The sequence below is a fragment of the Escherichia sp. KTE96 genome, assembly GCF_000408525.1.
GTDB classification, from domain to species: Bacteria; Pseudomonadota; Gammaproteobacteria; order Enterobacterales; family Enterobacteriaceae; genus Escherichia; species Escherichia marmotae.
Window position 1 is genome coordinate 297288 of sequence record NZ_KE137146.1, and the last position, 8055, is coordinate 305342.

Genomic DNA, 8055 nt, shown 5'->3' on the forward strand with positions numbered 1-8055 from the left:
TCGAACAAAAATCAGTAATCCAGCGTTATTGAATGCTGATTCGTAACGCTGCCGCCGTCGCAAAAGGACTTAATGTCGCGGTGCCTGCCAGCAACGCGCCTAAAATTGCCAGATACCCGTCAACGGGCAAATGCATCGAAGCCGCGTCCATCGCGGCGGTAGCAAAGATGAGTAATGGGATGGTCAGCGGTAACACCAGTATGCTGAGCAGCACGCCACCGCGTTTAAGTCCCACTGTCAGCGCCACGCCCGGAGCACCGAGAAATCCCAGCGTTGGAGTTCCCAACAGCAACGTCAGCGCCATCACTTGCCAGCCATAAACGTCCATTCCCAGTAGCAATGCCACCAGTGGCGAGAGGATAAGTAACGGTAAACCGGTTACCATCCAGTGCGCCATCACCTTCGCCAGCACAACGGCGGGCAAGGGTAACGGCAACAACATCAGTTGTTCAAGACTGCCGTCCTGCAAATCGTCACGGAACAGTCGCTCCAGCGCCAGTAAGGAAGAAAGCAGCGCTGCCACCCAAATAATGCCCGGTGCAATACGTGCCAGCAGTTGCGGCTCCGGACCGATACTGAGCGGAAAAAGAGTAATAACAATCAGGAAAAACCACAGCGGGTTGGCGATTTCGGCGCTATGGCGAAACGCTACGCGCAGCTCAAGACGGAAAATGCGCCAGAACATCATACGCCCCTCGTTTTCGTCAGAGATATGCGGCGGATTTTACTTTCGGCAACGTTGAGCGGTTGGTGAGTAGTAAGAATCACAATCCCCCCCTGCTCCGTATGCTGTGCCATACGCTGGGTCAGATGATCGACGCCGTTAACGTCAATCGCGGTAAACGGTTCGTCGAGGATCCACAAGGTGGCACGGGTCAGCCACAGACGCGCCAGCGCAACGCGGCGTTGTTGCCCGGCAGAGAGTTGATTCACGGGAATATCTTCGAATCCGGCAAGCCCGGCCTGCGCCAGAGCGTCCAGACAGTGTGCGGTATCACCATCGCGATGATAAAAGTGCAGATTTTCTAACGCCGTCAGCCGGGTTTTGATCCCCGGCTGATGGCCTATCCATAACAGGTTTTGATGGTAGCTATCGCGTACCTGATGCAAGGGCTGCCCTTGCCAGAGAACTTCACCCGCATCAGGGCGAGACAACCCCGTCAGCAAACGGAGAAGCGTTGTCTTCCCCGCGCCGTTGCTGCCGGTGATTTGTACCCACTCTCCTGCATTCAGCGTAAATGACAAACCACTAAATAAAGTGCGTTCATCCCGCTCGCAGAGTAATTCTCTGGCTTCAAGCATACCCACGCAATAACCCTGTTAAAAACCTGGTTCGACTTCACGCATATCAGGCAGCTTGTGCGCTATCCCTTTATGGCAGTCAATACAGGTTTGCCCGTCTTTCACCGCCTGAGCGTGCATCTTCGCGGCAACACCTTTCTGGGCGGTTGTATCCATATACTCGAAGTTGTGACAGTTACGACACTCCTGCGAGTTATTGTCCTTCATCCGCCGCCACTCATTCTGTGCCATAGTCAGGCGATGAGCTTCAAACTTTTGCGGCGTGTCAATAACGCCAAAAATTTTACCATACAGCTCTTTACTTGCTTTGAGCTTGCGTATCATTTTCGGCACAAACTCGTGCGGAACGTGACAATCCGGACAGGTCGCACGCACGCCACTACGGTTGTTGTAATGCACGGAATCCATGTATTCCTGATACACCGTATTGCGCATTTCGTGGCAGCTAATGCAGAACTCTTCGGTATTGGCTTTTTCCATTCCGGTGTTAAAGCCGCCCCAGAAGACAATACCGCCAACAAAACCGATCAACAGCAGCGTACCCAGCGCCAGACGACTGGGAGTACGCCACCATTTCCACAGGCGCTTAATCAGGCCAGGCTTACGGTCAGAATTTCCCATAATAACCTCTTATTTCCCGTAACCTTTTGATGGGGTGAAGGTATTCCCCACGATTGGCGCGGTATCGGCCTGCGGCACGTGACATTGCAGACAGAAGTAACGACGCGGAGCCACTTCCGCACCTACCTTGCCATCGCTGTCCATAAAGTGAGTTGGACTGATGCGCGGCGCGCCAGTGGTGCGATAGCTCTCGACACCGTGGCACTGTAAGCAGCGGTTGGTATTGGTCGTTACCTGATAACCTTCAACGCTATGCGGGATCATCGGCGGCTGATTCACATAGTTCAGCGGCATCCGATCCTGCTCTTTTGGCATCCGAATGGCCCCTTCCTGCGTCCCGGATACTTCCGGCGACTGGCTAAAATCGACGCCATTAGCCGCCCAAACCGCGCCGCTCACCACCAGGGCCAGCATCGCCGTCCATTGACACAGCGCTTTCTTCAGGTCATGGCTTTTCATGATTTCGCTCCCGAACTCCATCGTGTAGTTATTGTAAATACATCCTCAGAACAGACATCCACGCAGCGACCGCACGTCATGCAATCGCGGCTGGTGACCTGCACCGGGCTTTGTTCATCCAGCACCGGGGCACGTAGTACATGCGGTTCCGGGCAAACATGAAAACAATCCATACAGCGGTTACATTTCTGCCGATCGGTAGCCGCAACGGTAACAATACCTTTGCTACCCAACACGCCATACAGCGCACCGACCGGGCAAATGTGACCGCACCAGCCGTGTTCAACGACCAGTAGATCAAATAAAAACAGCGCGAGAATAAGCAGCGCGCCGCTGCCGAATCCCATTACCAGGCTGCGCCCCATCAGGGAAACAGGGTTAATCCATTCCCAGATGAGTGTGCCGGTTAAGGCCGATCCCACCAGTATGACGACCAGCAGCACGTAGCGAATGTGCCGCGGGATCGTCGCAGACTGATTGAGGTCAAATCGCCTGCGTAACCAGTTTGCTAAATCGGTAATCGGGTTCAGCGGACAGACCCAACTGCAAAATAATCGCTTTCCTGCCAGGGCGTAGAGCACAGTGATAATCACTGCGCCGGTCAACGCCACTGTGGCAGGTAGATGACCGCTGGCAAGGCTTTGCAGCGTCATCAGCGGATCGGTCAGCGGAATGGTGTCGAGTAACAAGCTACTGCTATAGTTGCCGTGCAAGATCCACACACCAAACCACGGGCCGCTCAAAAACATTCCCAGTACGAAGAACTGACAAAGGCGACGCAACACCAGCCAACGGTGACTACGCCACCAGCCTTTTTTCGCCAGCGCCTCGCGCCCGGCGTCACGTTTACGATTTGCCATCGTTCCCCTCCAGCCAGCCGAAGCGGTAATGGTGACCTAACTCCCCTTTCGCCAGTGACAGCGGTAACACCTTGATTGCCGGTTGCTCCAGTACGCACACTTTTTCGCACTTACCGCAGCCGGTGCAGGCATCGCTGTGAACCGTTGGCAGAAAACGGGCGTGTTTACCGGTACGCGTGTTGCGCTCCAGTTCCAGGGTAATCGCCTCATCAATTTTCGGGCATTCGCGATAACAGACATCGCAGCGCAGCCCCTGAAAGTTGAGGCAGTTCTCCTGATCCACCAGCACTGCCAGTCCCATCCGCGCGTCGTCGATCGATTCGATTTCACGATCCAGCGCACCACTCGGGCACACTTTGGCACACGGTACGTCCTCACACATTTCGCAAGGAATATCGCGCGCCACAAAGTACGGCGTGCCCGCCGACAGGCCAGAGGCCAACGTCGCCAGCTTTAAGGTGTCGTAAGGGCAAGCCTGAACACACTGCCCGCAACGCACACAGGCACTGGCAAAGGCGTTCTCGTTTATGGCTCCGGGCGGGCGCAACCGCACGCCAGATGCACGTGCGGTTTGCTGTTGTAACCCCAGCGCCACACCCACGGCAGCCAGCCCGCCTGCTGTGCGAACGACATCGCGCAGAAAGCGGCGGCGACCATTTTGAGGTTTCGCTGACCGGGACATAATGGCTTACACCTTCTCCAGTTTGACCGCGCACTTCTTAAAGTCCGTCTCTTTCGAGAGCGGATCGGTCGCGTCCAGCGTCAGTTTGTTAACCAACTGTGCGGCGTCGAAGAACGGCATATACACCAGACCCTGCGGCGGACGGTTACGACCGCGCGTTTCGACAATCGAGATCACTTCGCCACGACGAGAAACCACTTTCACTTTGTCACCACGACGCAGGTCACGCGCTTTCGCATCCAGCGGGTGAATAAACAGGACCGCTTCCGGGAAGGCACGGTGCAGTTCTGGTACACGGCGAGTCATACTGCCGGTATGCCAGTGCTCCAGTACGCGCCCGGTAGAGAGCCACAGATCGTATTCTTCATCCGGAGCTTCCGCCGCCGGTTCAAACGGCAGTGCGAAGATCACCGCTTTGCCATCCGGTTTACCGTAGAACTTGTAGCCTTCGCCCGCTTTCACATACGGGTCGTTGCCTTCACTGTAACGCCACTGCGTTTCTTTACCGTTAACTACCGGCCAGCGCAGGCCGCGTGCTTTGTGGTAGTCATCGAACGGAGCCAGATCGTGACCGTGACCGCGGCCAAACCATGCGTACTCTTCGAACAACCCTTTTTGCAGATAGAAGCCCAGCTCGCGGGATTCATCATTAAGTTGATCTTCTGCCAGTTCGGATACCGGGAATTTGCTCACTTCCGGGGTGGCATACAGTACCTCGTACAGCGTTTTGCCACGCAGCTCCGGTTTCTTCGCCAGCAGCTCTTCCGGCCACACTTCTTCAGTTTTGAAGCGGCGGGAGAACTGGACTAACTGCCAGAGATCCGATTTTGCTTCGCCCGGTGCCTGTACCTGTTGACGCCAGAACTGAGTACGGCGTTCTGCGTTACCGTAAGCCCCCTCTTTCTCTACCCACATTGCTGTCGGCAGAATCAAGTCCGCGGCCAGCGCACTGACTGTCGGATATGGATCGGAAACGATGATAAAGTTGCGCGGATCGCGCCAGCCCGGCATACGCTCTTCATTAATGTTCGGCCCGGCCTGCATGTTATTGGTACACATGGTCCAGTAAACATTCAGCGTGCCGTCTTTCAGCGCACGGTCTTGTGCTACCGCGTGCAGACCGATTTTTGCCGGAATGGTGCCGCTCGGGATATTCCACTTCTTCTCGCAGATATCACGGTGTTTCTCGTTGGTCACCACCATGTCCGCTGGCAGACGGTGAGCAAAGGTGCCCACTTCACGCGCAGTACCACACGCGGAAGGCTGACCCGTGAGGGAGAACGGACCGCAACCCGGCTGGGAAATTTTGCCGGTCAGCAGATGCAGGTTGTAGACCAGGTTGTTGGCCCACACGCCGCGGGTATGCTGGTTGAAACCCATCGTCCAGTAGGAGATGACTTTCTTGTTCGGATCGGCATACAGTTGCGCCAGTTGTTCCAACTGATCTTTTGGCACGCCGGTCATTTCAGCGGTTTTTTCCAGCGTATATTCGGCAACAAAGGCTTTGTAATCTTCAAAGCTCATCGGCTCGGAAGCATCGGAACCCGGATTTTTCGCCGCTTTTTCCAGCGGATGGGTTGGACGTAAACCGTAGCCGATGTCCGTCGCCCCTTTACGCAGGTTGACGTGTTTGCTGAAGAAGTCCTGATTTATCGCATTGTTTTGAATGATATAGTTGGCGATATAGTTCAGGATCACCAGGTCAGACTGCGGCGTAAAGATGATGCCGTTATCCGCCAGTTCAAAGCTACGATGCTGGTAAGTAGAAAGCACCGCCACGGTGACGTTCTGGTTAGAGAGACGACGGTTGGTAATGCGCGACCAGAGGATCGGGTGCATCTCCGCCATGTTCGCGCCCCACAGCACAAACGCGTCAGCCTGTTCGATGTCGTCATAGCAGCCCATCGGCTCATCCATACCAAAGGTACGCATAAAGCCAACGACCGCCGACGCCATACAGTGGCGTGCGTTCGGGTCGATGTTGTTAGAACGGAAGCCCGCTTTGAACAACTTGGACGCGGCATAACCTTCCCAGATAGTCCACTGACCAGAACCGAACATACCGATCGACTCCGGCCCTTTTTCTTTCAGGGCGGTTTTGAATTTCTCTTCCATCACATCAAAGGCTTGATCCCAGGTGATTGGGGTGAACTCGCCTTCTTTGTCATATTTACCGTTTTTCATACGCAGAAGCGGCTGCGTCAAACGGTCTTTACCGTACATAATTTTGGGCAGGAAATAGCCCTTAATGCAGTTCAGACCACGGTTAACCGGTGCGTCCGGGTCACCCTGACAGGCCACCACACGCCCCTGTTGCGTTCCGACCAGAACGCCACAACCAGTACCGCAAAAACGGCATGGCGCTTTATCCCATTTAATGGCTTCCTGCTGACCAACAACGGCGCGGGCAACGCCCGGCACGCTGAGACCGGCAGCCGCCGCAGCGGCCGCAACGGCGTTAGCTTTCATAAAGCTACGACGACTGAGTTTCATGGTGTTTCCTCACCTTGCTCTTCCTGCTGGTGATAAACCAGCGACACCGCCAGCACGCCTTCTACGTTGCGTACTGACTCAATGGTTTGAATTAGCGTTTCGCTGTCTTCTGCTTCCACCACCACTATCAACTGACCACTCGGCGCGTCGCTGACAGCGACTTCACAGCCATCAAAGGCGTTCAGTTGGGTGCTGATGTCTGAAATTCGTTCGCTTTTGGCCTGAACGACCAGGCTGCAAACTTGCCAGTTAGTGTGCATGGAGATACTCCGCAGTAATGGCTGATACCGGACAACTAGCTGCACATGCTCCACATCCGTTGCAAAGTTGGCTATTAAGTTGCGGCTGGTAGATCCCGGAAAGCGTCGGGCGAAAGATAATGGCCATTGGTTCACAGCTATCCTGACAGCGACGGCATTCGACTGCCTGATACGCCAGGCACGTCTCCCCGATGGTGAACAGCAAATCCCAGGCCCTGGTGTGGCGCGGAGAAAATAGTGATTCGGGGCAAGCCTGCGCACAGGCATAACAGAAACTGCACTCGTTGTTTTTGAAATTAACGCTCGGATAGCCGCCCGCACCACGTTGCAGAATGTTGTTTTCACAAGCATTAATACAGGCGTCGCAGCGGGTACAATGGGTCAGAAAATGAGATTCATCACCAGACCAGGGCGGACGGATACCGTTACTGGCTTTGCGCCAGCGACCAGTGAGTATGCCCCGACGGGATACATCAATCTTCACATTGACCTTCCATCATTAACGCGCTCTGAAAACGGAGAGCGACCAAATAAACCGCATAATTAATAAGCCATTTTTATAGCCGCTAAGATATTAAAGGATGTGTCAAAGATGCATACCCCGATCGGGGTAAAACCTGTAGTAGGATCAAAAGAGTGGTGGGAAGGCTGGCAAAAACGGTCTTTTGCTCACATTTCAAATGGTTATAAATAAATTTATATAGCGATAAATTCACCAAATATATTTCTTCAGGCTTCACCATTCATCAGCATATAACACCAAAAGAGAAGGTAAAGTTGTCTGAATATTCCTTAAGTTATTCATAAAGCAAATTAATAAATTTGATGAATATGTTAACCTTCAGCGACATCATCGGTGAAAAACCTATAAATGAAGAAAGGAAAACAAAATGAAGACCATTCTACCTGCAGTGTTGTTTGCCGCTTTTGCCACGACCTCTGCCTGGGCGGCAGAAAGCATCCAGCCGCTGGAAAAAATTGCCCCTTATCCGCAAGCCGAAAAAGGGATGAAGCGTCAGGTGATTCAGTTAACCCCGCAAGAAGATGAACCTACCCTGAAAGTAGAACTGTTGATCGGTCAGACGCTGGAGGTCGATTGCAATCTGCATCGTCTTGGCGGAAAACTGGAAAGCAAAACGCTGGAAGGCTGGGGCTATGATTATTATGTCTTTGATAAAGTTAGCTCCCCGGTTTCGACGATGATGGCCTGTCCGGATGGCAAGAAAGAAAAGAAATTTGTTACCGCGTATCTGGGTGATGCCGGAATGCTGCGTTACAACAGCAAGCTGCCGATCGTGGTGTATACACCAGACAATGTGGATGTGAAATACCGCGTCTGGAAGGCGGAAGAGAAGATTGAGAACGCGGTAGTTCGCTA

General features: G+C 53.7%; 10 protein-coding genes and 1 pseudogene. 2 read left to right on the forward strand and 9 right to left on the reverse strand.

The annotated features are described in order from the left end of the window. Positions 1-25: 25 nt before the first annotated feature. From ccmB to napF, 9 genes are read right to left on the reverse strand one after another with little or no spacing between them, the layout of a single operon-like run. The gene (gene ccmB, locus A1WG_RS19825; RefSeq protein WP_000971724.1) at positions 26-688 is read right to left on the reverse strand and encodes a heme exporter protein CcmB; all 663 of its coding nucleotides are present in this window, start codon (positions 686-688) and stop codon (positions 26-28) included. Further along, complete coding sequence (gene ccmA, locus A1WG_RS19820) at positions 685-1308, reverse strand: cytochrome c biogenesis heme-transporting ATPase CcmA (RefSeq protein WP_077633357.1); 624 nt, start codon at positions 1306-1308, stop codon at positions 685-687. Before ccmA ends, ccmB begins: the two co-directional genes overlap by 4 nt. A gap of 12 nt (positions 1309-1320) precedes the next feature. After that, a complete protein-coding gene (gene napC / locus A1WG_RS19815; RefSeq protein ID WP_000528371.1) occupies positions 1321-1923 on the reverse strand; it encodes a cytochrome c-type protein NapC in 603 nt (200 codons plus the stop codon). Positions 1924-1932: 9 nt separating this feature from the next. After that, a complete protein-coding gene (gene napB, locus A1WG_RS19810; RefSeq protein ID WP_000835174.1) occupies positions 1933-2382 on the reverse strand; it encodes a nitrate reductase cytochrome c-type subunit in 450 nt (149 codons plus the stop codon). Then, positions 2379-3242 carry a quinol dehydrogenase ferredoxin subunit NapH gene (gene napH / locus A1WG_RS19805; protein WP_000013486.1) on the reverse strand — a complete coding sequence of 288 codons (864 nt, stop codon included), beginning with the start codon at positions 3240-3242 and terminating at the stop codon, positions 2379-2381. Before napH ends, napB begins: the two co-directional genes overlap by 4 nt. After that, positions 3229-3924 carry a ferredoxin-type protein NapG gene (gene napG / locus A1WG_RS19800; protein WP_000091299.1) on the reverse strand — a complete coding sequence of 232 codons (696 nt, stop codon included), beginning with the start codon at positions 3922-3924 and terminating at the stop codon, positions 3229-3231. Before napG ends, napH begins: the two co-directional genes overlap by 14 nt. A gap of 6 nt (positions 3925-3930) precedes the next feature. Beyond that, positions 3931-6417, reverse strand: coding sequence for a periplasmic nitrate reductase subunit alpha (gene napA, locus A1WG_RS19795; RefSeq protein WP_001516733.1), 2487 nt, complete (start codon positions 6415-6417; stop codon positions 3931-3933). Continuing rightward, positions 6414-6677: a chaperone NapD gene (napD, locus tag A1WG_RS19790; RefSeq protein WP_000557372.1), complete on the reverse strand. Its 264-nt coding sequence runs from the start codon at positions 6675-6677 to the stop codon at positions 6414-6416. The genes napA and napD overlap by 4 nt, the downstream gene beginning before the upstream one ends. Continuing rightward, entirely contained in the window at positions 6667-7161 is a 495-nt protein-coding gene (napF, locus tag A1WG_RS19785) for a ferredoxin-type protein NapF (protein WP_000687310.1), read from the reverse strand. The genes napD and napF overlap by 11 nt, the downstream gene beginning before the upstream one ends. A 108-nt stretch (positions 7162-7269) precedes the next feature. Between napF and A1WG_RS25355 the strand changes: the two are divergent. Both A1WG_RS25355 and eco read left to right on the forward strand, forming a co-directional pair. Continuing rightward, positions 7270-7434, forward strand: a pseudogene (locus tag A1WG_RS25355) (hypothetical protein). Between the two features lie 133 nt (positions 7435-7567). Then, the coding region (gene eco, locus A1WG_RS19780) for a serine protease inhibitor ecotin (RefSeq protein WP_001516735.1) at positions 7568-8055 on the forward strand (488 nt) is incomplete at its 3' end.